Source organism: Escherichia sp. WS2035 (genome assembly GCF_046487065.1).
GTDB classification, from domain to species: domain Bacteria; phylum Pseudomonadota; class Gammaproteobacteria; order Enterobacterales; family Enterobacteriaceae; genus Escherichia; species Escherichia coli.
Genome location: NZ_JBJQKD010000001.1, coordinates 103,465 through 126,256, shown reverse-complemented (window position 1 = coordinate 126,256; position 22,792 = coordinate 103,465). Strand labels below are relative to the sequence as shown.

The 22,792-nt window shown below is 46.9% G+C and carries 18 protein-coding genes; 11 read left to right on the top strand and 7 right to left on the bottom strand.

Translation table 11 applies throughout. The annotated features are described in order from the left end of the window. The gene (gene pdeL / locus ACJHX4_RS00635) at positions 1 to 1,089 is read right to left on the bottom strand and encodes a DNA-binding transcriptional activator/c-di-GMP phosphodiesterase PdeL (protein WP_001295808.1); all 1,089 of its coding nucleotides are present in this window, start codon (positions 1,087 to 1,089) and stop codon (positions 1 to 3) included. Positions 1,090 to 1,966: 877 nt separating this feature from the next. After that, positions 1,967 to 4,000 (bottom strand): choline BCCT transporter BetT, encoded by a 2,034-nt coding sequence (betT, locus tag ACJHX4_RS00630; RefSeq protein ID WP_000131040.1) that lies wholly within the window; start codon positions 3,998 to 4,000, stop codon positions 1,967 to 1,969. A 128-nt stretch (positions 4,001 to 4,128) separates the two neighbouring features. On the opposite strand from betT, the gene betI reads away from it, so the two are divergent. From betI to ykgH, 8 genes are all read left to right on the top strand, one after another. Continuing rightward, the gene (betI, locus tag ACJHX4_RS00625) at positions 4,129 to 4,716 is read left to right on the top strand and encodes a transcriptional regulator BetI (protein WP_001295807.1); all 588 of its coding nucleotides are present in this window, start codon (positions 4,129 to 4,131) and stop codon (positions 4,714 to 4,716) included. Between the two features lie 13 nt (positions 4,717 to 4,729). Next, positions 4,730 to 6,202, top strand: coding sequence for a betaine-aldehyde dehydrogenase (gene betB / locus ACJHX4_RS00620; protein WP_001295806.1), 1,473 nt, complete (start codon positions 4,730 to 4,732; stop codon positions 6,200 to 6,202). 13 nt (positions 6,203 to 6,215) lie between these two features. Further along, positions 6,216 to 7,886, top strand: coding sequence for a choline dehydrogenase (gene betA, locus ACJHX4_RS00615; RefSeq protein ID WP_001159129.1), 1,671 nt, complete (start codon positions 6,216 to 6,218; stop codon positions 7,884 to 7,886). A 1,085-nt stretch (positions 7,887 to 8,971) separates the two neighbouring features. Continuing rightward, complete coding sequence (gene ipbA / locus ACJHX4_RS00610; protein ID WP_001295805.1) at positions 8,972 to 9,535, top strand: tyrosine-type DNA invertase IpbA; 564 nt, start codon at positions 8,972 to 8,974, stop codon at positions 9,533 to 9,535. Between the two features lie 329 nt (positions 9,536 to 9,864). Further along, positions 9,865 to 10,659: a LuxR family transcriptional regulator HyxR gene (gene hyxR / locus ACJHX4_RS00605; protein ID WP_001295804.1), complete on the top strand. Its 795-nt coding sequence runs from the start codon at positions 9,865 to 9,867 to the stop codon at positions 10,657 to 10,659. Positions 10,660 to 10,812: 153 nt separating this feature from the next. Further along, the gene (gene hyxA, locus ACJHX4_RS00600) at positions 10,813 to 11,574 is read left to right on the top strand and encodes a protein HyxA (RefSeq protein ID WP_001213045.1); all 762 of its coding nucleotides are present in this window, start codon (positions 10,813 to 10,815) and stop codon (positions 11,572 to 11,574) included. A gap of 41 nt (positions 11,575 to 11,615) precedes the next feature. Then, entirely contained in the window at positions 11,616 to 13,907 is a 2,292-nt protein-coding gene (gene hyxB, locus ACJHX4_RS00595; protein WP_000798065.1) for an outer membrane autotransporter HyxB, read from the top strand. A 183-nt stretch (positions 13,908 to 14,090) separates the two neighbouring features. Continuing rightward, positions 14,091 to 14,759: a protein YkgH gene (ykgH, locus tag ACJHX4_RS00590; RefSeq protein ID WP_001005267.1), complete on the top strand. Its 669-nt coding sequence runs from the start codon at positions 14,091 to 14,093 to the stop codon at positions 14,757 to 14,759. A 242-nt stretch (positions 14,760 to 15,001) separates the two neighbouring features. Here the strand turns inward: ykgH and ACJHX4_RS00585 are convergent, their stop codons facing one another. From ACJHX4_RS00585 to rclR, 4 genes are all read right to left on the bottom strand, one after another. Next, the gene (locus tag ACJHX4_RS00585) at positions 15,002 to 15,697 is read right to left on the bottom strand and encodes a lactate utilization protein C (protein ID WP_001295803.1); all 696 of its coding nucleotides are present in this window, start codon (positions 15,695 to 15,697) and stop codon (positions 15,002 to 15,004) included. Beyond that, entirely contained in the window at positions 15,690 to 17,117 is a 1,428-nt protein-coding gene (locus ACJHX4_RS00580) for a LutB/LldF family L-lactate oxidation iron-sulfur protein (protein ID WP_001295802.1), read from the bottom strand. Before ACJHX4_RS00580 ends, ACJHX4_RS00585 begins: the two co-directional genes overlap by 8 nt. 10 nt (positions 17,118 to 17,127) lie before the next feature. Beyond that, positions 17,128 to 17,847, bottom strand: a complete 720-nt coding sequence (locus tag ACJHX4_RS00575) for a (Fe-S)-binding protein (protein WP_001102123.1) — start codon at positions 17,845 to 17,847, stop codon at positions 17,128 to 17,130. Between the two features lie 525 nt (positions 17,848 to 18,372). Further along, the gene (gene rclR, locus ACJHX4_RS00570) at positions 18,373 to 19,227 is read right to left on the bottom strand and encodes a reactive chlorine-specific transcriptional regulator RclR (RefSeq protein ID WP_001295801.1); all 855 of its coding nucleotides are present in this window, start codon (positions 19,225 to 19,227) and stop codon (positions 18,373 to 18,375) included. A gap of 226 nt (positions 19,228 to 19,453) precedes the next feature. On the opposite strand from rclR, the gene rclA reads away from it, so the two are divergent. The 3 genes from rclA (at position 19,454) to rclC (ending at position 21,729) form a co-directional block, all read left to right on the top strand. Next, positions 19,454 to 20,779, top strand: a complete 1,326-nt coding sequence (gene rclA, locus ACJHX4_RS00565; RefSeq protein WP_001046304.1) for a reactive chlorine resistance oxidoreductase RclA — start codon at positions 19,454 to 19,456, stop codon at positions 20,777 to 20,779. Between the two features lie 108 nt (positions 20,780 to 20,887). Beyond that, positions 20,888 to 21,124: a reactive chlorine resistance periplasmic protein RclB gene (gene rclB / locus ACJHX4_RS00560; RefSeq protein WP_000474088.1), complete on the top strand. Its 237-nt coding sequence runs from the start codon at positions 20,888 to 20,890 to the stop codon at positions 21,122 to 21,124. Positions 21,125 to 21,135: 11 nt separating this feature from the next. Next, a complete protein-coding gene (gene rclC, locus ACJHX4_RS00555; protein ID WP_001295800.1) occupies positions 21,136 to 21,729 on the top strand; it encodes a reactive chlorine species resistance protein RclC in 594 nt (197 codons plus the stop codon). Between the two features lie 159 nt (positions 21,730 to 21,888). Here the strand turns inward: rclC and ACJHX4_RS00550 are convergent, their stop codons facing one another. Next, entirely contained in the window at positions 21,889 to 22,758 is an 870-nt protein-coding gene (locus ACJHX4_RS00550; protein WP_001295799.1) for an aldo/keto reductase, read from the bottom strand. Between the last annotated feature and the right edge of the window lie 34 nt (positions 22,759 to 22,792).

Sequence of the window (22,792 nt, the reverse complement as noted above, 5' to 3'; positions counted from 1 at the left end):
TCAACCACCTGCTTTCATTACCCATTCAGAGATAAATTTATTACCCGGTACTGGCGGAGAGTACAAATAGCCCTGTAAAAAGTGAACGCCTTTGCCGATCATTAAATCCGCCTGCTCCTGGGTTTCTACCCCTTCCGCCACGATACTCAAACCAGGCTTACGCGCCAGTTCGACAATATTGTCCACAATATGACCGGAGATTTCGTCGACACTCGCCATTTGCACAAACGACTTGTCAATTTTAATAAAATCGACCGGGAACGCCTGCAAGTAACGATAGGTCGCATAACCCGTACCAAAGTCATCCAGCGCAAAAGTAATATTGTGCTGATGAAGGCTGTCAAATATCGCTCTGGCTTCTGGCGTTACCGGAATAGGATTACGTTCAGTCAACTCAAGAACCAGCTTGATTTTATCGTTACCTAATTTCTTAACCAGGTTCAGACACTCTTTTTCAAATCCCGCAGCCAAAAAACAGCCCGCCGAGACGTTGATACCAATATGGAAATTGTCCGGCAGCAAATGTTTTACCGGCATCAGAATATCCGCAGTCTGTTTCATCAGCTGGCGAGTCATTATGACAATAAGACCGGATGACTCCGCCAGAGGAATAAACTGATCCGGTGGGATCATTCCCGTTTGTGGATGTTCCCAGCGGACAAGCACTTCACAGCCCGTCAGTACCCCAGTCTGCGCGCAGAAAACCGGTTGGATCCACGGTTTAAACTCGTGGTTTTCCAACGCCAGACTGATGGCTTCAGGCGTGACGATATGGTGATAGTGATTATCATTAATATATTTGTGACTATTATTACCCGTGGCGGATATGATCTCCGGATTGTACTGAAAGAAAATATCCCGCCAGAAAGTAATATCGCTCTGAATCCCCAGTTTCTCAAAGAGCTGTTTCTTTTGATGTGAAATGGTCTTTGCACTGCGATTTCTGTACTGTGATATTTCTGTTACAGACATTCCCTGCATCAGCAGCTTGAGTAGCAGTCGTTCTTTCTCGGATACGCTACCAGGCAATGACAAATGAACCGTTGTACCGAACTCTTGCAGAAAAACACGAAAATCACATGAATTCATGAACACACCTTTTATCTTTTATCGCTGTTCAGTATGAGTGATTACCTGTGGATTCCTGAGCACACATAAGGGGTAACCATAAACATTAGCGATGCCATACGTATAACATCCCACATCACTATCAAGAAGATTATCTTTACCTCTGATGCTCGCTCAAAAACAGTTACGCTAAATACCTTAAAAAGGTAATCACAAGTCAAACTCAGGAGATAATCACGCAAGAATGCAATATTAAAATTCAGATACTCATTTTTGGTAATAAAGAAGTAGTTGGACTATTTCGATATTTATAATTTCCCACTACGTATTGACGTCCATTCATGAGTAAAGGCGCATTATATGAATTTAACAATCCAGATCAACTGAAAATACCTCAACCTCATAAACACATAGCGTCAACATTCAATGACATAATGAGTAAAGATGTTGGTTATGCATACACGTCATTACTCTATGCTAATCCCTTAACAACCTGCTTTTTAAGACTGAATCCATTCAGCAATAGATAGCCAACATTATAACAATGACAATAAAAACAATATTTAAAACAATCAATAAAATATCAGACACAGACAATTAAACCTTAAACAACAAACGGTTACATTGATTTTGGTTGATTTGCGCTACGCGTTTCCCATGAATAAAGCGTCATTTCAAATTAGCACCAATATTTACATTAAATAAGACTAAGCTTATTGAACATTCACAACAGTCCAAGCGTAGGTTTTGGGCTTCAATAGTTCTTTTCTTTTTTATTATCTGTTGCCTGGCAATCATCAATCGATACTAAGGGCTTAACTGTACACAGATATAACGTATCAAGAGGTAAGAGAAACCGCGCCATATGCAGACATGGCGCGGTTTTATGCAATAACAATCACGCGTCCGGGAACATCACGCTATGGCCCGGCGCTTCACGATGGAGATGGATAAAGTTAAGGTGCCGCTCGTACTGGTCGAGAATATCGGTGATCACCTGCTCTTTGCTGTAGTCCATCAGGTCGTTGCCCTGGCTGCCTTCTAACAGGAAGGTTTCCAGCCGGTAGTAGGTCGATTTCCCGCTACGTGCGCGGTAGGTAAAGCCCGGCACCGAATATTGCTGTGGCCAAATCTGATAGACAAAGTTTTGCTCTTCGCCCATATGCACCAACAAATCCAGATGCCCCAACTGTTGTCCCTCTTCCGGCGGCAGGTTTTTTAGCTCCACGTACGCGCCGCGCAACCGCAGTTCCTGCGCCACTTCTTCCATTGCCGGATAACAGACCGTCTCCATCATCTGTTTAGTGTAACGCGTGCCCGGATAATTCATCAGGCGCGAGAGACGTTTTTTCCAGCTCAGGCGATCCTGAAGCCCCAGCGGTCGCGGTGCGGTATCGCGGTTGGCACTTTCACGGCGGTAATCTTCTACCTTCAGAGATTTATACAACCCCGCCATCACGAAGAAGATCACAAAGCTGAACGGCAGGCCCATAATCACCGTGGTGTTTTGCAGCGCGGATATCCCGTTGGTCATCAGCATGCCTAGCGTCAGCAGGCCAATCGCCACCGACCAGAAGACGCGCAGCCAGCCGGGTGCGTCGCTGTTGATATCTTTAAGCTGCGAGGTGAAATTCCCCAGCACCAGCGCACCGGAGTCCGCCGAGGTCACATAAAATAGCAGGCCAGTAATGGTGGCGACGGAGGCGCTAAAGGTAAACGCCGGATACTGCGCCAGCAGGCTGTAGAAGCCGCGCTCCGGATGGACCATCGCTTCCTCGGCAAATGCCGCGCCGCCGTGGATGATTTCATACAGCGCGCTATTGCCGAATACCGAGAGCCATAACAGCGTGAAGGTAAACGGAATAATCAACGTGCCCAGCACGAACTGGCGAATGGTACGCCCACGCGAGATACGCGCCAGGAACAAGCCGACAAACGGCGACCATGCCACCCACCATGCCCAGAAGAAGAGCGTCCAGTTATTCATCCACTCAACCGGACGGTCGAAGGCAAAACTATTGAGCGTCATGCCCATAAAGCGATTCACATAGTCGCCAACGTTCAGCACCAGTGCATTAAGCAGGAACGAGGTGTCGCCCATAAACAACACGAACAGAATCAATCCCAGCGCCAGCGCAACGTTGAGTTCCGATAACACGCGAATGCCCTTATCGACACCGGATGTCACCGAGATAGTGGCGATGATCACCGACAAGGCGATCAGTGCCGCTTTCGCCGCCATCGAATCGGGAATATCAAACAGCACGCTCAAGCCATAGTTAAGCTGCACCACACCGATACCGAGCGTAGTGGCAATACCGAAGATGGTGCCGATCACCGCAGCAATATCCACTGAGTGACCTATCGGCCCGTTAATCCGTTTACCGAAGATCGGGTACAGCGCCGAGCGGATGGTGAGCGGCAAATTATAACGATAGCTAAAGTATCCGAGCGCCATGCCCATCAGCGCATACATCGACCAGCCGGTTAAGCCGTAGTGAAACAGCGTCCAGACCATCGCCTGACGCGCGGCCTCAATCGTCTGTCCCGCGCCTTCCGGCGGCTGCATATACTGCGTTACCGGTTCGGCTACGGAGAAGAACATCAGGTCGATACCGATCCCGGCAGCAAACAGCATCGCCGCCCAACTCAGCAAACTGAATTCCGGTTTTGATTGTTCTGGCCCGAGCTTCACCGAACCAAAACGCGAACAAGCGATACAGACCACAAAGACAATATAGAGCGTTGCCGCCAGCAGATAGTACCAACCGAAGGTTTTAGAAACCCAGTCCAGCGTGCGGCCAATCCACAGGGCCGAGAAGTCGCGAAACAGGATCGTTGTCAGGGAAAACAACAAAATCAGTCCGGCGGAAGTGTAAAACACCACCGGATTGATTTTGTCCTTTTCCCTGCTGTGTGAAAGGTCTGTCATCCAGTATCCCCACTGTTATTGTTACCATTTAAAATCAAATTAGTAACAATTAAGACACATTTTATATTGAACGTCCAATCAATAACCGCTTTAATAGATAAACAACGCTGATGAATGGAGTGGCGAAAATGCCCAAATTGGGAATGCAGTCGATCCGGCGCAGACAACTGATCGACGCCACGCTGGAAGCAATAAATGAAGTGGGCATGCACGATGCAACGATCGCGCAGATCGCCCGCCGTGCAGGCGTTTCTACGGGGATCATCAGCCACTATTTCAGGGACAAAAATGGTCTGCTGGAAGCAACCATGCGCGATATCACCAGTCAGCTGCGTGACGCGGTTTTGAATCGATTACATGCACTTCCGCAGGGCAGTGCAGAGCTGCGATTACAGGCGATTGTTGGCGGAAACTTCGATGAAACCCAGGTGAGCAGTGCGGCGATGAAAGCCTGGCTGGCCTTCTGGGCCAGCAGTATGCATCAGCCGATGCTTTACCGTTTGCAGCAGGTCAGTAGCCGCCGCTTATTGTCGAATCTGGTGAGCGAATTTCGCCGCGAGTTACCGCGCCAACAGGCACAGGAAGCGGGCTACGGCCTTGCCGCGCTAATTGACGGATTATGGCTGCGCGCGGCACTGAGCGGCAAACCGCTGGATAAACCTCTCGCACACTCGCTGACCCGTCACTTTATTACTCAGCATTTACCCACCGATTAACCGAGGAGACGTGATGTCCCGAATGGCAGAACAGCAGCTTTATATACATGGTGGTTATACCTCCGCCACCAGCGGTCGCACCTTCGAGACCATTAACCCGGCCAACGGTAACGTGCTGGCGACCGTGCAGGCCGCCGGGCGTGAGGATGTCGATCGCGCCGTGAAGAGTGCCCAACAAGGGCAAAAAATCTGGGCGGCGATGACCGCTATGGAGCGCTCGCGTATTCTGCGTCGGGCCGTTGATATTCTGCGTGAACGCAATGACGAACTCGCAAAACTGGAAACCCTTGACACCGGAAAAGCATATTCGGAAACCTCAACCGTCGATATCGTTACCGGTGCGGACGTGCTGGAGTACTATGCCGGGCTGATCCCGGCGCTGGAAGGCAGCCAGATCCCGTTGCGTGAGACGTCATTTGTTTATACCCGCCGCGAACCGCTGGGTGTGGTGGCGGGGATTGGCGCATGGAACTACCCGATCCAGATTGCTTTGTGGAAATCCGCCCCAGCGCTGGCGGCAGGCAATGCAATGATTTTCAAACCGAGCGAAGTCACCCCGCTTACCGCGTTAAAGCTGGCCGAAATTTACAGCGAAGCGGGCCTGCCGGACGGCGTATTTAACGTGTTGCCGGGCGTGGGCGCGGAGACCGGACAATATCTGACCGATCATCCGGGCATTGCCAAAGTGTCATTTACCGGCGGTGTCGCCAGCGGCAAAAAAGTGATGGCTAACTCGGCAGCTTCCTCCCTGAAAGAAGTGACCATGGAGCTGGGCGGTAAATCACCGCTGATCGTTTTCGACGATGCGGATCTCGATCTCGCCGCCGATATCGCCATGATGGCGAATTTCTTCAGCTCCGGTCAGGTGTGTACCAACGGCACTCGCGTCTTCGTTCCGACGAAATGCAAAGCCGCATTTGAACAAAAGGTTCTGGCGCGCGTTGAGCGCATTCGCGCGGGCGACGTTTTCGATCCGCAAACTAACTTCGGCCCGCTGGTCAGCTTCCCGCATCGCGATAACGTGCTGCGCTATATCGCCAAAGGCAAAGAGGAAGGCGCGCGCGTACTGTGCGGCGGCAATGTACTGAAGGGGGATAGCTTCGATAACGGCGCATGGGTTGCACCGACCGTGTTCACCGATTGCAGCGACGATATGACCATTGTGCGAGAAGAGATTTTCGGGCCAGTGATGTCCATTCTGATCTACGAGTCGGAAGACGAAGTCATTCGCCGCGCTAACGATACCGACTACGGTCTGGCGGCGGGTATCGTGACGGCGGACCTGAACCTCGCGCATCGCGTCATTCATCAGCTGGAAGCGGGTATTTGCTGGATCAACACCTGGGGCGAATCCCCGGCAGAGATGCCCGTTGGCGGCTACAAACACTCCGGCATTGGTCGCGAGAACGGCGTGATGACGCTCCAGAGTTACACCCAGGTGAAGTCCATCCAGGTTGAGATGGCTAAATTCCAGTCCATATTCTAACCAGGAGGTTTATTTGCAATTTGACTACATCATTATTGGTGCCGGCTCAGCCGGCAACGTTCTCGCTACCCGTCTGACTGAAGATCCGAACACAACCGTGCTGCTGCTTGAAGCAGGCGGCCCGGACTATCGCTTTGACTTCCGCACCCAGATGCCCGCCGCGCTGGCGTTCCCGCTACAGGGCAAACGCTACAACTGGGCCTATGAGACGGAACCCGAACCGTTTATGAACAACCGCCGCATGGAGTGCGGACGCGGCAAAGGTCTGGGCGGTTCATCGCTGATCAACGGTATGTGCTACATCCGTGGCAATGCGCTGGATCTCGATAACTGGGCACAAGAACCTGGTCTGGAGAACTGGAGTTATCTCGACTGCCTGCCCTACTACCGCAAGGCCGAGACTCGCGATGTGGGCGAGAACGATTACCACGGTGGCGATGGCCCGGTGAGCGTCATCACCTCCAAACCCGGCGTCAATCCGCTGTTTGAAGCGATGATTGAAGCGGGCATGCAGGCAGGCTACCCACGCACGGACGATCTCAACGGCTATCAGCAAGAAGGTTTTGGCCCGATGGATCGCACCGTCACGCCGCATGGCCGTCGCGCCAGCACCGCGCGTGGCTATCTCGATCAGGCCAAATCGCGCCCTAACCTGACCATTCGTACTCACGCCATGACCGATCACATCATTTTTGACGGCAAACGCGCGGTGGGCGTCGAGTGGCTGGAAGGCGACAGCACTATTCCGACCCGCGCGGCGGCGAATAAAGAAGTGCTGTTATGTGCAGGCGCGATTGCTTCACCGCAGATCCTGCAACGCTCCGGCGTCGGCAACGCTGAACTGCTGGCGGAGTTTAATATTCCGCTGGTGCATGAATTACCCGGCGTCGGCGAAAATCTTCAGGATCACCTGGAGATGTATCTGCAATACGAGTGCAAAGAACCGGTTTCCCTCTACCCTGCCCTGCAGTGGTGGAATCAGCCGAGAATCGGTGCGGAGTGGCTGTTTGGCGGCACCGGCGTTGGTGCCAGCAACCACTTTGAAGCAGGCGGATTTATTCGCAGCCGTGAGGAATTTGCGTGGCCGAATATTCAGTACCATTTCCTGCCAGTGGCGATTAACTATAACGGCTCGAACGCAGTGAAAGAGCACGGCTTCCAATGCCATGTCGGATCGATGCGCTCGCCAAGCCGTGGGCATGTGCGGATTAAATCCCGCGACCCGCACCAGCATCCGGGAATTCTGTTTAACTACATGTCGCACGAGCAGGACTGGCAGGAGTTCCGCGACGCAATTCGCATCACACGCGAGATCATGCATCAACCCGCGCTGGATCAATACCGTGGCCGCGAAATCAGCCCTGGTGTCGAATGCCAGACGGATGAGCAGCTCGATGAGTTCGTGCGTAACCACGCCGAAACCGCGTTTCATCCGTGCGGTACCTGCAAAATGGGTTATGACGAGATGGCTGTGGTTGACGGCGAAGGCCGCGTACACGGGCTGGAAGGCCTGCGCGTGGTGGATGCGTCAATTATGCCGCAAATTATCACCGGCAATTTGAACGCCACGACGATTATGATTGGCGAGAAAATAGCGGATATGATTCGTGGGAAGGAAGCGTTGCCGAGGAGCACGGCGGGATATTTTGTGGCAAATGGGATGCCGGTGAGAGCGAAAAAATGAGTCGTGATGTGAACTGACTCAGGAACCTATCAGATTGAGAGTTACCGTTCTACTATGAGGACCGAATCCTTATATAAAACACTGAGGTAACTCTCATGCTTCATCGTGACAATCTCGCCAGCAAATTCTAAGCTGACTTGCTCAATCTGGCTGATGAATGTGCTATGCATACACAGATAAACTACAGATGAAATACCACTCAGCTTAAGAATTACGCCGCTAATGTTCCTGGCTATGGTTACCTGTTCATTCCCGCTCACGGTTAGCATATACGAAAAGGGTTCTTGTAACGAGTACAAAAATAAGTCAGACCAAAACCACATGGAGCTTTAAACACGATTCGTATAATTTATTAGCAGTGATTTATTTTTACTCTTCTTTAATTAATCATCATGCTTAAATATTTTTTAGCACAAGATTATCGCTTCGCTAACATTTTAGTTTACATTAATTTTCAATTGATAATAAAAAGTTGTTAATAAGTTTTTTGCGGAAAATAAAAAGTGTTGGAATACTCTCCATCAAATGAATGCAAAATAAACAAATTGAGATATACAAAAAGTAAAAATCATTTAAATGAATATTTTAAATTTATGAGCAGAACCCATTAACAATGATTTACTCACGACCAGAAAAGTAAAGAACACCTTGCAATAATATGTATTTATAAATTCATATCATTGATATTAAACTAATCTTACTTTCTACCCTCCAAATTTATGCATCAAAAAAAAACAAAAGTAAAATCAATTAGATACACAACAAGACGATCTCACAGGAAATGATGTTAAATATCTCAAAACTAATAAAAATCACTAAAACATTAGACGTAATACACATCCCACACGACCTGTCACTCATAGTTTTAATATTTATTTTTTCACATCATAGTAGATAAAAATACGCATTAAAAATGACTTGTAGAAAAGCTGCACAATAAATAGTTCATATTTAATCTGTTGCGTAGAACTACTATTCAAAAAATCTTATTAATGAGATAATGAGATTACATCGATAACGTTCTGATTGCAGGCATACTTATCTGGGTGTGCCTCTCTTTTTTTTACAACTGTACACGGTGGCGTATGACGAGAAAATATCTCACACAGGATGAAGTCTACAGGCTGATGGATGCAGCCCAGAGCATGTCCTTTCCTGAAAGAAATCGCTGTCTAATTATGATGGCTTTCATTCACGGTTTTAGGGCCAGTGAACTTCTTGATTTACGTTTATCCGATATTGATGCATCTGGAAAACAACTTAATATTCGGCGTATTAAAAATGGTTTCTCGACAACACATCCTCTTCTTCCTGATGAATATAATTTGATCAAGTTGTGGCTTAAGCAGAGGAAGTTAATTGAAAACGGAGTTGAAGGAGACTGGCTTTTTCTCTCCCGGAAACGCCGCCCTATCAGCAGACAACATTTTTTTTCTATCATTCGTGAGGCTGGAAAACGTGCAGGATTAGCTGTAAAAGCACATCCTCATATGTTACGTCATGCCTGTGGTTTTGCTCTGGCTGACAATGGTGTCGATACCCGACTACTTCAGGATTATCTGGGTCATCGAAATATTCAGCATACTGTCAGATACACAGCCAGTAATGCTGCTCGTTTTAAAGGGGTGTGGAAAAAAAAGCCTCGTTAAAACAGTACCTTCTGATTCAAAATGTCAGATTCCTACGTTTTCCTCAATTCTTCCATAAAAAAACAGCCCATTCAATTAAATAAAACACATAACATGTTGATATTTCTAGCTAAAGTAAAATAACCCTATGATTTGAAATGATTAATCACAAAGGTCATACCAGTGATTAACTTTCGCCCATATCGTTAAATAACACAAAATTAAAAACAATAAAAATCAAACAAATTAGATTTATATTCCAAGAAAATTAAATATTCAGGCTATTAAACCAAACCTGACATTTTGAATCAAAATGTCAGGTTTTGTAGCAATGGCGTGGACGAGTCTGAATGAAGAAGCCTCTGGTTATTATCAGTGCCTGTCAGTTCACCAGGCTGGCACTGGAGTCTCTCATCCCAACGGACAGGTATATCGTGCGGGTGTACAGCAACGTCACTACAGAGGTTGAATTCGTTTTAAAGACCTCCTGTGGCTACCTGTTAGCTGATATCCCTTCGCTTCCTTCGGGGGAGTTGGTTCTTCTGGCTTGTCTCGCCCGTTTGCGGAGTGATGCCGGGCAATGGCAGGTCTGCCTGACCGGTGACTCCGACTGGTTCGATAATGCTCCTGCTGCAAGTCTGTATAACGGCTTCCCACGCATCGGCACCATGCTGACAGCGAGTCGTTATCAGAATCAAATTATCCGCTGGTTACTGCGTCCTTTGCCCGGCGATATGAGCGATTTCTGGCTCCTGACTGCACGGGAGTTGAGCGTGCTTAAGATTCTGATGCAGGGCATGAGTTTCAGTGAGATTGCCCGTTATGAACAACGCAGTTCAAAGACCCTGCATGCGATTGCCACACGGGCTTTAATGAAACTTGGACTGAGAACACTGAGCGATTTCAGGCTGCTCTATACGGGATGCGGTGACAGCAGAGTGAAACGGAATATACGGCTACATGCAAAATATATCGGACAACATTCCGCTCATCGACTCACTCAGTATGTGCAGAACATGGTATCCGGAATCCTTTATCCAGAGAAAGTTGCCGTTGGTGAATCAATAAATTCTGACGCCATTTCCGGAAAAGTACTTTCCGGACAAAGAAAAAATATATCTAAAAAAAGACCAGGATTGTTATGACACAGCAGCGTTGTTACTACCACCCACTGCGGCGCACACGGACTCGCTACAGTGTAGGAGCCAAAATATTTCTACTGTTCTGGGCTGCAGGATTGGGAGGCATGCTGTACAGCCTGTACAGCGTGCTGGCGTACTGACATCTGTGAGGGAAGGATGCGTTTCGTTCTTTTCTGTCCCTCAGGAATTGTACCAGCGCAGTTCGCAGCTCTATCAACCGGTTCTGTCGGCAATGTTACCTGCATAAGAACAGAAGAGGAGTTACGCAATAAATTGCGGCACAGGCCACAGAGTGTCGTGATATCGGCAGGGCGACCTGCCGAATGCGCTGAAATGTGGTTCCGATTTTATCTGGATCACTCATTCGTGGTGGTGTTGTGCGTCGCGCCCTTTTTTCTGCCACCGGATGTGAGTATTTCTGGCGTTCTCAAAAACCTGAGGTTACTGAAACCAGGAATGTCAGTAGAGCGTGTCATCAGTATTGCAAATGCCTCTGGTGGGTTTTCAGGACTGAAACATGCAGAAAATTTGCCAGTTATGGACTGTTACTCTGTCTTTATGAAAGAGGTGAATAACCGCACAAAGACAATCGTCATGTCAGAACGCTTCCCGGAAAAGCAAAAGAAGGTGTTGTCGTTGCTTCTTGCCGGACACAGCTGGGAATACAGTGCGCAGTTTCTCAAAACGGGGATAAGACAGATATGGCTTGCCGAGCAGTCGCTAAAAAAGCGTTGGGGGATACCGGACAGCATGTCATTGCGGGAAGCCCTGCTGCTGAGCAGCAATAATTTTCACGGTGATGGAAATGCATTGGAAACAACGAATGCCATGACATTGCGTGAAAACGGAAATACCAACAGGTATTCCGTGGTGGTAAATGCAGGGACGCAGGCTTTATCTCTGCATAAATATAAATAAGTGGGAAATTGAAATTAGTTACCAGAATGGAGAATTTCTTCATGAAAAACAGTAAGGCATTTTACCGCAGCGCATTAGCGACAGCTATTGTTATGGCTCTTTCTGCACCAGCATTCGCTGCTGATAACGCGGTATCAACTACACCGGTTACATTGGATAAAGATAAGACAACTCTGGAACAAGATGTTGTTATTAGTGGTACTACACAGATTACAGCCGCAACAATTAATGCGAAAGATAAAGACCTTAATGTTACTTTGGGTGGTCATGATATTACCGCCACATCAACGGTAGACCAAGGTTTCGTTGAAGGTGTAAAAGTTAGCGGTGACAAAAATGTTGTGATTAATGCTACAGGCTCCACCATCACAGCTCAAGGTGAAGGTACCTATGTCCGAACTGCAATGGTCATTGATTCAACTGGCGATGTTGTTGTTAATGGCGGTAACTTTGTTGCAAAAAATGAAAAAAGTAGTGCGACAGGTATATCTCTGGAAGCGACCACGGGAAATAATTTAACGCTCAATGGCACAACCATAAATGCTCAAGGTAATAAGAGTTCCAGCAACGGCTCTACGGCAATTTTTGCTCAAAAGGGTAATTTGTTGCAGGGTTTTGACGGTGATGCAACCGACAACATCACCCTTGCTGACTCAAATATTATTAATGGTGGGATTGAAACAATAGTTATTGCCAAGGAGAATAAGGGAATTCATACAGTCAACCTGAATATTAAGGATGGCTCAATAATTGGGGCGGCTAATAATAAACAAACAATTTATGCCTCTGCTTCGGCACAAGGCGCAGGTTCAGCAACGCAAAATTTAAATTTGTCTGTTGCTGATTCAACCATCTACTCTGATGTCCTGGCCCTTTCTGAAAGCGAGAATTCAGCCGGTACCACAACAAATGTAAATATGAACGTTGCCCGCTCTTACTGGGAAGGTAATGCTTATACGCTCAATAGCGGCGATAAAGCGGGTAGTGATCTGGATATAAATCTTTCCGATAGTTCAGTCTGGAAAGGCAAAGTTTCAGGGGCAGGAGATGCCAGTGTATCTCTGCAAAACGGGTCTGTCTGGAATGTTACGGGTTCCTCAACTGTTGATGCTCTGGCAGTAAAAGACAGTACGGTTAATATCACGAAGGCTACAGTCAATACTGGCACGTTTGCTTCTCAAAACGGCACTCTGATTGTTGATGCCTCTTCTGAAAACACTCTGGATATCAGCGGAAAAGCGAGCGGTGACTTGAGTGTTTACAGTGCGGGTTCATTGGATCTTATCAATGAACAAACGGCATTTATTTCTACCGGCAAAGACAGCACTCTAAAAGCCACAGGCACAACGGAAGGTGGTCTGTATCAATATGACCTGACACAGGGAGCTGATGGTAACTTTTATTTCGTAAAAAACACGCATAAAGCATCCAACGCCAGCTCCGTGATTCAGGCAATGGCAGCTGCTCCGGCTAACGTCGCTAATCTGCAGGCTGACACGCTCTCCGCCCGTCAGGATGCTGTCCGTCTGAGCGAAAATGACAAGGGTGGCGTATGGATTCAGTACTTTGGCGGTAAACAGAAACATACCACCGCGGGAAATGCATCCTATGACCTGGATGTAAATGGTGTAATGCTGGGTGGTGATACCCGCTTCATGACTGAAGATGGTAGCTGGCTGGCCGGTGTGGCGATGTCTTCTGCGAAAGGTGACATGACTACCATGCAGAGCAAAGGTGACACTGAAGGTTACAGCTTCCACGCTTACCTGAGCCGCCAGTATAACAACGGTATCTTCATTGATACTGCTGCACAGTTTGGTCACTACAGCAACACGGCAGATGTTCGCCTGATGAATGGTGGCGGTACCATCAAAGCTGACTTTAACACCAATGGTTTTGGTGCGATGGTTAAAGGCGGTTACACATGGAAAGACGGTAATGGCCTGTTTATTCAGCCATATGCCAAACTGTCTGCTCTGACTCTGGAAGGTGTGGATTATCAACTCAACGGCGTGGACGTTCATTCTGACAGCTATAACTCTGTGCTGGGTGAGGCCGGTACGCGCGTGGGTTATGACTTCGCTGTGGGCAACGCGACCGTTAAACCTTATCTGAATCTGGCCGCACTGAACGAATTCTCTGATGGCAACAAAGTCCGTCTGGGTGATGAGTCTGTCAATGCCAGCATTGACGGTGCAGCATTCCGCGTGGGTGCAGGTGTACAGGCTGATATCACCAAAAACATGGGAGCATATGCAAGCCTTGACTACACCAAAGGTGACGACATTGAGAACCCGCTACAGGGTGTAGTTGGTATCAATGTGACCTGGTAAGAATAAAGCAGTCGGTTCCCCTGTCGACTGTTATACCCCCTGCAGGCAGCAGTATGCTGCCTGCAGGCTATAAATATCCAGTACTCATGATGCTGGCTTTTTGCTGATATTTACCCTGAACATTCCTGATACAGACTATTAATACAACCTTATCTGCGACAGATTTCATTTTCTGGATATATTATGAATGAACAAATCAAACAGGATATCGATCTGATTGAGATTTTATTTTATCTGAAGAAAAAGATTCGTGTTATCCTTTTTATTATAGCTATCTGTATGGCAATGGTGCTGTTGTTTCTGTATATCAATAAAGATAATATAAAAGTGAGTTACAGCCTAAAAATAAATCAGACAACACCAGGCATACTTGTTAGCTGTGATAGCAATAATAACTTTGCCTGTCAGACCACAATGACTGAAGATGTTATTCAGCGAATTACTACATTTTTTCAGACCAGCCCAGATGTCAAGAACAGAGAAATAAAGCTGGAATGGTCAGGAGATAAGAGAGATTTACCAACTGCTGAAGCGGAAATATCTCGCGTGCAGGCGTCTATCATTAAATGGTATACGTCAGAATACCATAATGGCAGGCAAGTTCTCGATGAGATACAAACGCCTTCAGCAATTAACAGTGAGCTTTATACAAAAATGATATATCTGACCAGGAACTGGTCACTGTATCCGAACGGTGATGGCTGTGTCACTATAAGCTCACCAGAAATAAAAAATAAATACCCTGCTGCCATTTGCCTGGCTCTGGGATTTTTTCTAAGTATTGTGATTTCTGTAATGTTTTGCCTTGTCAAAAAAATGGTAGATGAATACCAACAAAACTCTGGGCAGTAATAAACAGCATTCTGACAGAGAGTGCCTGTATAAAACTATAGTGACAGTGACCGGGAAGGGAGCCCGTCTTCAGGAATGGATTCCTGTCTTTTTAACTGTAAATATCCTGGCATTATTAATGTCAGGATATTTACAGAAGAGCAGCATAACCATGACGGAACGGGGTTAAGTCAGGTTGTCCTTAACGCTATTCACAACCTCGTATACCGCCTTCAGGTTTATGTCCAGACTACATATCTCTCTCAGCAATCCTCAATAATCAGATACACCGCTTTCACCGGACCATGAACCCCGACGACTTTGATAAGCTCAATGTCCGCCGTTGAACTGGGACCACTGATGATGTTAATACATGACGGCATTCGTTCACCGGCCTGCGCTTTCTGATGCAATTTTTCTGCAAGTTGCGCTACACGCGGCAGGATTGTGCTTTTACGCAGGATAAAAAGAGAAGATTCCGGGAGCAGGCTCAATGAACGCCCGCGCCCGGCGGCGGAAAAAAGAACCACGCCTCCCGATTCGGTTAAACCATATTCAGCATATACGACGCCCACTATAGCCTGCTCTGCTTGTGATATGTTCTCAATACCTTTCGCCGGATCCCAAACAACGGCATTGCATTCCTGCTGCAAACGTTCGCTAATCCCCAATTCCTCCAGCCTCGTGTCACCGCTAATCACGACCGACTGATCTCCCAGCTCTTTACACAGACGTATTGCAGCTTCTGCCGCCTTCGCCTCGCTGGTCAGTTCACAGCGCGTCAACATAACATCGCTGGCAAACTGGATAAACGCGTCACAGCGCTGTTGTTGGGTAAGTTGGGTAAGCCGCTCGTTAGCATAGTTGTTAAGCGGCGCATCTTCTGCTTGCGGTTCAAGTCGCAGCGGGCGACCCAGTGCCTGAGCAACGTTATTCAAAAATTCGCTCCGATTATCCATTCTTATTCTCCTGCGCCTGATGTTTCTTAAACCAACTACGGAAACTCTCTCCGTCAGCTTCAGGAAGATCGCGTGCTTCCATCCAGTCGCTAATCGCGCCAAATTTGAGTGGTGTTTTGCCGCCATTGATAAACCAGCTTGCCGCATGAGCACCAGCCATCATCCCAACTTTCCACAATCCTGGATGACTATTGGCATAAGCGAACATTTTTATCGCCCGTTGCTCTGCTTTTGCGGTGATCCCTTTTTCAGCCATCACCCGACGATGACGCAAAATCAGTTTTGACAGCGGAATACGCACCGGACACACGCTGTCACAAGCGGTGCATAAAGAGCAGGCGTAGGGTAAATCTTTAAAATCTTTATAGCCGCCAAGTAACGGGGAAATCACCGCACCAATTGGCCCTGGATAAATAGAGCCATATCCATGACCGCCAATATGGCGATATGCCGGACAAGTATTCATACAAGCCCCGCAACGAATACAGCGCAGCACATCCCGAAATTCAGAGGCCAGCACCTCAGAACGCCCGTTATCGACAATAACCAGATGAAACTCTTCAGGACCATCAACGTGCCCCGCTTCGCGTGGTCCTGTCAGCCAGGTGTTGTATCCCGTCAAACGTGCACCAACGGCACTGCGCGCCAGCATGGTGATCAATACATCTACCTCTGCAAACGTGGGAGCAATACGCTCCATTCCCATCACTGCAATATGCGTTTTAGGCAGCGTGGTACACATTCGCGCATTACCTTCATTGGTCACCAGGCATACCGAACCGGTCTCTGCCACCGCGAAATTACAGCCGGTAATACCTATTTCAGCACTGAGGAAATCTTCGCGGATTTTTTGCCGAATGAATAAGGTCATCGCTTCAGGCGTTTCCGGCCCCTCATAGCCCAGACGTTCGTGTAGCACTCGACGGATCTGATGGCGATCTTTATGAATTGCCGGGACCACAACATGAGAGGGCGGATCTTGATCCAGCTGGAGAATATATTCACCCAGATCGGTTTCAATCACCTGAATCCCGGCATCCTGCAACACATGATTGACACCAATCTCTTCGGTCACCATCGATTTAGATTTCACTACCTTCCGGGCATTTTTGCGTTGGGCAACCTGTAAAATGTAGCGGGTGGCGTCTTCTTTGGTTTTTGCAAAATAGACGTGACCGCCGTTTTGTGTCACTTTTTCTGAGAGCTGGTACAGATAAGCGTCGAGATTACTCAGAACATGATCACGTATCTGGGCGGCCCGATCGCGCCACTCCTCCCAGTGCCCCAATTCATCGACCATTTTTTGCCGATTTGCCCCAATACGCTGCTGCGCGTTTGCCACCGCTTTGCGCATGATCGGATCTTCAATTTGCTGACGGATGCGTGTCTTAAAATCTGTATTACTGGTTTTGATCGACATCTTTATATCCTCAGCGGCTCATCAGCACTTCAGCAATATGCATCACTTTGACTTTCTGCCCTTCCCGTTGTAATCGTCCACTGATGTTCAGCAGGCAACTCACGTCAGCACCAATTAAATACTCAGGGCGGACTTCCATCAGGTGCGCAACCTTTTCTTTCACCATCTCGCCGGATATTTCGGCCATTTTGACCGAGAACGTGCCGCCAAATCCGCAGCAGGTATCCTGTTCAGCAAAGGTCAACAGCTCCAGTCCACGCACATTTTTCAGCAGCGTAAGTGGTTCGTCCTTCACCCCCAGCTTACGGGCCAGGCTACAAGATGGGTGATACACCGCTCTCCCTTGCAAACTGGCACCTACATCGACTACCCCTAATGTATTAACAATAAAAGAGGTGAGATCCTGCATACGCGCGGCAACCTTTTCGGCACGTGATGCCCATTCAGGTTCATCCGCCAGATACGTCGGGTAACTTTTTACGGCATAGGTGCAAGAGCCAGCCGGTGAAATAATGGGATCGTCGTTATCCTCCAGTGCGGCGATCAGATTTTTCATCCCTGGAATCGCTTCTTTGATATAACCACTATTGATCGCAGGCTGACCGCAGCATCCCTGTTTCTCCGGGAAATTTACGCGACAGCCGAGTTTTTCCAGTAGCAGCACGGAGTCTCGTGCCATTCTTGATTTCAGGGCGTCACCAATACAGGTGACAAAGAAATTGACATTCACAACTAATACTCCATTACTTCATGCCCATTTATGCCCGATGGTTCCCTCCTTCCGGGGGATCAATCATCAATAAATATGGCGTTCTTTTTTAATTGGCTAGCAACATACCACCTCTCATTTGTATGACAAATGATAATCTTTCATCTAAACTTCAAATGCAATAACTAATTTTATTTCTTTCGGCATCGCTCACATTTTATAGGGAAATCGACGATCATTTTTGGCATAAGAAATCCATTTAAAAAGGCTACATCCCTTATACCTATTCAGAGCTACTTATTCAGGGGTTATTGAGATATACACTGATGGTGTACAAAAAAATCACCGACAATAATCACGCATCAAGTAATAGTCGGGATTTTATTTAATTGAAGCAATTTAGTTTGCATTTTTATTTAAAAACTGAGCTAGAGTCCATCAAAAAAATATATAAAACCCAAAACCACCGTTAGAAATAGAAATAGTTGAAAGGCTCACAACTCCCGGAATGCGGATTATCTTTGCCCTGATTTCTGGCGGTTTTATTCAGGGTGCAAGCTGTCTCACCCTTTCCCGATATTCTCCCGGAGTACAACCAAACTCGCGGACAAACGCCTTGTGAAAAGATGATTCACTGGCATAGCCTACTGACTCAGCGATCACCACAACAGGGAGCATTTCCCGGGAAAACATCTGGGCCGCTATTTGTAGACGCAACTTTGTTAATACAGCCAGCGGCGTGGTTCCGGAAACATCACGGAAAAGCTGGGCAAAACTTGCCCGGGACATGTGGGCGATGCTGGCCAGCGATTCGACGGTCCAGGCGTGTCCAGGCATTTCCATCATTTGCTGTATTACCGCACCAAGACGTGGATGCAGAAGCAAACTGAGAATGTTTTTCTCTGTATTAACCTGTGCAATCCACTCACGCACCGCGAGGGTAAAGAATGTAGCGCAGATCTGGCTACACAGAGCATCCACTCCCGGCATTGCCGATCTGGATTCCTGTTGTAAAAACGGGATCGCCTCCCTCAGCCAGTTATATTCCACGCTATGGTTCACTGGTGCTACAAACAGCGTTTCCGGCAAAGACGTTAAAAAATAACGCGCCGAATGTTGCAGCCGAAGAGTTCCACAGACAATACAGGTCGATTCATTATCGACATGACTCAGGCGATGAGCTGAATTTTGTGGTAGCAGGACCACATTTCCCGGGCGTAATGTAAAAATCTCTCCCGTCGGCATTTCCAGCTTCGCCGCTCCTTGCGTTAACGCATGCCAACGAATAACCGACAACTCCCCGGCACCATGTGGAAGTTGCCAGTCACTTCCTAACACGCAATTCTTATCGATCGTTCCTTGTGGAGCGTTAAGCATCAACAAACGGCTAAGAGCATCCATATCAGACTCCTGAGTGGTTTTTGGATTACAAACACCAACAATCTTAGTCAATAATTAATCTAATACCATCAAATAGTTAATCATGATTTTTGTTTTGTGATTCTGATTAAGAAAAAGAAAATACCAGACGATAAGACAAAATATCAAGCGTTGTGAAGAAATGTTATTTGCTCTTTTGCGTCTATAGTCATGATGTCAAATGAACGCGTTTCGACAGGAAATCATCATGAATAAATATCAGGCAGTTATTATTGGTTTTGGCAAGGCTGGAAAAACATTAGCCGTCACGCTGGCAAAAGCAGGTTGGCGTGTGGCTCTCATCGAACAATCAAATGCAATGTATGGCGGGACCTGTATTAATATCGGCTGTATCCCAACCAAAACATTGGTTCATGACGCACAGCAGCACACAGATTTTGTCCGTGCCATACAGCGTAAAAATGAAGTGGTTAATTTTTTACGTAATAAGAATTTTCATAATCTTGCGGATATGCCCAATATCGACGTGATCGACGGCCAGGCGGAGTTTATCAATAATCATAGCCTGCGTGTTCATCGGCCTGAGGGAAATCTGGAAATTCATGGCGAGAAAATTTTTATTAATACCGGTGCACAAACCGTGGTTCCGCCAATTCCTGGAATTACCACCACGCCAGGAGTATATGACAGCACCGGATTACTTAATCTAAAAGAATTGCCTGGGCATTTAGGTATTTTGGGCGGCGGATATATTGGCGTTGAGTTCGCCTCTATGTTCGCTAATTTTGGCAGCAAAGTAACCATTTTAGAGGCAGCTTCGCTGTTTTTGCCTCGGGAAGATCGGGATATTGCTGATAATATCGCGACGATTTTACGCGATCAGGGCGTCGATATAATCCTCAATGCCCATGTGGAGCGAATCAGTCACCATGAAAATCAAGTGCAAGTGCATAGCGAACACGCCCAACTGGCGGTGGATGCACTGTTAATAGCTTCCGGTCGTCAACCGGCTACCGCTTCGTTACATCCAGAAAATGCAGGTATCGCAGTAAACGAACGCGGGGCAATTGTCGTTGACAAGCAATTACATACCACCGCAGACAATATTTGGGCGATGGGAGATGTTACCGGCGGGCTGCAATTTACTTATATTTCACTGGATGATTACCGCATTGTGCGTGATGAGTTGCTGGGAGAAGGCAGACGTAGTACTGATGATCGGAAAAATGTGCCTTATTCCGTATTCATGACACCGCCACTGTCCAGGGTTGGTATGACAGAAGAACAGGCCAGAGAGAGTGGTGCTGATATTCAGGTGGTGACATTGCCTGTAGCTGCAATTCCGCGTGCCAGAGTGATGAATGATACTCGTGGGGTATTAAAAGCGATTGTTGATAATAAAACCCAACGTATATTAGGGGCATCACTGCTGTGTGTTGACTCCCACGAGATGATCAATATAGTGAAAATGGTGATGGATGCCGGGCTGCCTTATAGCATATTACGCGATCAGATATTTACTCATCCGTCGATGAGCGAATCACTCAATGATCTATTTTCATTAGTCAAATAAACTCAAAATCAGACGCCAGAACAAATATTCTGGCGTCTCAGAGAAAAGAATCTTATTAATTCCCTGTTACTTTATAAATTCTTAATCACTTCATTGATGGTATTTTATATGTTTAAAAAATCTGTTTTATTTGCAACACTATTATCTGGCGTTATGGCATTTTCCACCAATGCAGATGATAAAATAATTCTGAAACATATCAGCGTCTCATCAGTATCAGCATCACCGACAGTTCTTGAGAATGCCATTGCTGATATGGCCAGAAAATATAATGCTTCATCCTGGAAAGTTACATCGATGCGAATTGATAATAATTCAACCGCAACAGCAGTATTGTATAAATAAGGATGTTTACAATGGAAAGATACCTGCACCTGTTAAGTCGGGGAGATAAAATTGGCCTGACATTGATTCGTCTGAGCATTGCGATTGTTTTTATGTGGATTGGGTTATTAAAGTTTGTCCCTTACGAGGCAGACAGCATTACACCATTCGTCGCAAACAGTCCACTAATGTCGTTCTTTTATGAACACCCGGAAGACTATAAACAGTATCTGACTCACGAAGGCGAATACAAACCAGAAGCAAGAGCATGGCAAACGGCTAATAATACCTATGGTTTTTCCAACGGTCTTGGCGTCGTGGAGGTGATTATTGCTCTGCTGGTTTTGGCTAATCCTGTCAATCGCTGGTTAGGTTTATTGGGTGGGCTGATGGCATTTACCACGCCGCTGGTAACACTCTCATTTTTAATCACCACTCCGGAGGCATGGGTACCCGCATTGGGTGATGCTCATCATGGTTTCCCTTATTTATCCGGTGCTGGTCGTCTGGTATTGAAAGATACTCTGATGCTGGCAGGTGCTGTCATGATAATGGCAGATTCGGCACGGGATATTCTTAAACAACGCAGTAATGAATCCAGTTCAACGTTAAAAACTGAATATTGATAATCCGAACACTGTCTGTTGTTCACTTTTTCAGGCGTCAGGCCCCCTTTCTGTTGATGAAGCCTGACGCCATATTACCGGAGATATGACAGAGTGACGATCAATATCACTCCCCTGTTAAAAAATTTTTGTCGTCTCAGGTAAAATAAGTGATTAATATCAATCATGTATTTTTACAGCAAGACAACCACGAACAAACTCAGGATTAAAATGTTTTACCGATTCCCCAACATAACCCAAATCTAGCGAACTAATTTGCGCCATTTCTTTCTCTGTCAGTGAGAAATCCCAGATAGCAAAATTTTCTTCGATACGCTGTTGATGTGTCGATTTCGGAATAACGACCACTCCCCGTTGAATATTCCAACGCAGAATGACCTGAGAAATCGATTTTTGATGGGCATCTGCAATACTCTGAAGCAGATTATTTTCAAAGGGTTTATGTCGTCCACCACCTAACGGAGCCCATGCTTCAGGCTGCACGTTATAATACTTCATGGTTGCCAGCGCCTCTGGTTGGGCAAAATAGGGATGCAACTCGACCTGGTTGACCATCGGTTTAACTCTTACCGTTTCACAAAAGTTCGCCAGAACATGAGGGTAGAAATTGGAAACCCCAATCGCTTTTAATTTGCCCTCTTCATAGGCATCTTCGAGTGCACGCCACGCACTAAAATAATCGCGCATGGCCTGGTGCAATAAATAGAGATCGAAGTATTCTAGCCCCGATTTTTTTAATGATGCTTCAATACCTGCTGCTGCAATATCCTGATTCAACATATCCTGCACCCACAATTTAGACGTTATAAATAACTCTTCTCGGGTACATAAACCTTCAGATATGGCTTCACGAACGGCTTCACCGACGGCATCTTCATTACCGTATACCGCTGCAGTGTCGATGAGTCGATAACCCGTGCGGATAGCATTCAACACTGACTGTTTGCACACGTCTTTATCGGTAACCTGAAAAACACCAAATCCCATCATCGGCATTTTCAGATTGTTACTTAATACGGAAAATTCCACTGTCAGTCCCTCCATTAGGTATGAACAATGAGTC